Source organism: Faecalibacterium tardum, from assembly GCF_040096515.1.
Lineage (GTDB): Bacteria > Bacillota > Clostridia > Oscillospirales > Ruminococcaceae > Faecalibacterium > Faecalibacterium tardum.
On record NZ_JBBMEO010000085.1, the window covers coordinates 1 to 2,162 of the forward strand.

Here is a 2,162-nt window from a genome sequence, read left to right on the forward strand (position 1 = left end):
TTCTTCAGCTTTTTGCGGTCAACCATAATCAGGTTGTTGGACAGGGCGTTCAAGCCATAATACAGGCTTTCCTTGCCATTGTCGAACAACTCCTGTGTGGTAAACGGCACAAAGATTGCCGTGCTGCTGGTGGTCAGACCGCGCTGGATCTCGATTTGGCAGTCTGCCAGCGGCAGCGAGGACATAAGCCCCTGCTCCTGCTGAAAATCGAGGCGGCATAATTCGCAGTTGTGCTTCTGGGCAATGCTGACTGCCTGAAACACGTTGGTTTCCAGTTCCTGCTCGGTTTTCCCGGTGTTCAGCACCAGAAAAGTAACAAGGAACATACGCTCGTTTTGCGACTGCAATTCTTTCAGCAGGGCTTTTGCATCCCGCCCATAAGTCGCCAAGTCTGACGGCAACACGTCCATATCATATCCGGCGCGGACGGCTTTCTTCTGCTCTTCGATTTTGCTGCGGTCGAGTTCGGTAATGGTGTGCTTGATGGTTTTGATGGCCTTGTTCTGGTCAACGGACTGGATGTGCATGGTAACGATTTGGCTGGAATCCATGTCCAGAAAATCCTTCAGCAACTGGTCACTCAAGTCAGAAGCCGTGATATTCAGAAAGCTGACCGCTCCGAAGATGCCGCCCATCTGAAAGGTGCGGCTGTTCTTAAACGCCAGCGCAGTGGGGGCAATGGCATCCTTTACGGACAGACCACTGGGCACAAGGTCTTTCCAGTTGAAGTGGAACTTGTTGGCTCCATCCATGTTCAACATCCCGTGCATCAGCCGCAGACGTTCCGTACCGTCCAGCGGCTTTGCCAGAACGCCAAGCCGGTGGAAATTGTTCATCAGGTCGTTCTGGATGTGCTCCAGCCGAGGTTTGACCTGCGCCATGCTGTCGCCCTCGATGCCGTAGGTCAGAAACTTCGTTTTGGTCAGACCGTTGTTGCCCTTGGAAAGCTGCTGCCGCAACATCTGGCTGTACTCGGCTCGCACATCATCAAAGCCATCCTGCTGGTACGGGATGCGGATGGACTTCTCGAAGTCTGCCGAATCGGTGGCGGTATTCACGAAAGACAGTTCAAAGTGGATAGAGCTGTCGAAAAAGTTGAGAAAAGAGCACCATTCCTCAAAGATGGCGGTCTTGTCCTCCTGCTGCGCCAACTGATAGTTGATATCCTGATACTGGATGGTGCGGGTGTAGTAGCCGGGACGGACACGGCAGGTACCGTCCTCAAACATCCGCTGGAACGGAATGCTCTCCTGTGCCGTGCGGGGCACCGTGGACTTGGGCGGCTTCCTGCCGTCCTTATTCTTTTTCAGAAACGGAATCATGGGCGTCATCTCCCTTCACAAGCAGTGCATAGTAATTGCGGGTCTGGTACGGACGCACCTTCGGGCGAACAAAGCGCGCCTGAAAGTAGTACCGCAGGATCTTTTCAGCCGGCTGACCGTTCTTCTGATACATGGCCAGAAAGAACATGGGCAGCATGACCGCCATCATGCCGAGGGTAGCACCGGAATTGCCAGCGGTGTCCCGCAGAACAAAAAACAGCGGCACCCCTACGACTGCCGCTGCACCAAAACAGATAAGCTGCCGGGCGGTCAGGTTGAAGGCTACTTTGGACTTCACCTTGCTGAAATCGCGCGGCACGGAAATATAAGCTGCCAAAATTCCACCTCCTTAGTGTGCGCCCAGAATGCTTCGGGCGACGGAACCAGTCTTGAACAGCGTAAAGCACAGCAGCACCGTGTACCCCACGATGCTCCAGATCGAGTTGATGGCATCCCCGGATATGGCAACATTCTGAAGCAGAACGGCATAGATCGCCACGCAGATCAGGATCAGGAAGCCCTGAAATCCCAGCGCAAACAGAGAACGGAGATAGTTCTGTCCAACATGGGATTGCTCGTGGTTGCCCCATGTTGCCATGGGCACTGGAGCCAGACTGACCATCATGTAGATTTCAATCATTCTTCCGTAGACGATGACGAAAATCACGATGGACAGGATGCGCATGGTGATACCGATGAAGAAGGACTGCAAGAACAGTCCGAACAAGGGTCCTACGTCCATCTGCATCATGCTGGATTGCAACATGGAAAGCCCGATGTCGTTCACCCGTGTGTTGCCGCTGATGATGCCGCTGGAATTTGCCACCACCTGCTGCGTCA

3 protein-coding genes are annotated in these 2,162 nt (G+C 53.7%); all 3 read right to left on the bottom strand.

Annotated elements, in window-relative coordinates:
- A partial coding sequence (locus WMO44_RS14810) for a VirB4-like conjugal transfer ATPase, CD1110 family (RefSeq protein ID WP_349153033.1) occupies nucleotides 1–1,322 on the bottom strand: 1,322 nt, incomplete at its 3' end.
- Complete coding sequence (locus WMO44_RS14815) at nucleotides 1,297–1,659, bottom strand: PrgI family protein (RefSeq protein WP_044960449.1); 363 nt, start codon at nucleotides 1,657–1,659, stop codon at nucleotides 1,297–1,299. The genes WMO44_RS14810 and WMO44_RS14815, both read right to left, overlap by 26 nt.
- 12 nt (nucleotides 1,660–1,671) lie before the next feature.
- The coding region (locus WMO44_RS14820) for a VirB6/TrbL-like conjugal transfer protein, CD1112 family (RefSeq protein WP_349153034.1) at nucleotides 1,672–2,162 on the bottom strand (491 nt) is incomplete at its 5' end.